At 62.3% G+C, this 478-nt stretch carries 1 pseudogene; it reads right to left on the reverse strand.

The annotated features are described in order from the left end of the window. Positions 1–419: pseudogene (locus tag ACWGS9_RS35345) on the reverse strand (Ulp1 family isopeptidase); the annotation flags it as partial. Positions 420–478 lie beyond the last annotated feature (59 nt).

Consider the following 478-nt stretch of genomic DNA (forward strand, 5'->3'; position numbering starts at 1 on the left):
ATGGAATCGTAGTGATAGGCCACCGCTCTTTTCGGGTCGCGGCGATCAACGAGCAGCAGCGACCAATGGTCGATGCGTTGAGGATCCGGCGCCGGATCCATAGGATCGGCACTGTTCACTGGCAGGAACACGAAGTCGGCTGGGGCGCCGTTTTGATGATAGATGGACAGCAACCTACCTTGCACGTCCACGTCGTGACGGCGCAGGTGATGGGAGACTATCGCATCCACCAGCCGCGTTCGGGCGGCGAGCGCTGGATGGGCCTCCTGCAGGTCCTGCTCCAGCAACCGGTAATCCCTGTGGATATGGGCGTCGCTCAGCAGTTCGTCGGCGCCGAGCACTGCCCCCTCAGGGAGGTGGGACGAGCCTGACGGAAAAGCTCTGATCTGAGCATCGGAGGTGGTGGTCAGATCGACCAACGGAACACCGCGATAGGTGTCTGACAGCCTGGCGGTCGCTGGCGAGGCGGGTTCTGGAG

The sequence above is a fragment of the Mesorhizobium sp. Arg314 genome, from assembly GCF_053714275.1.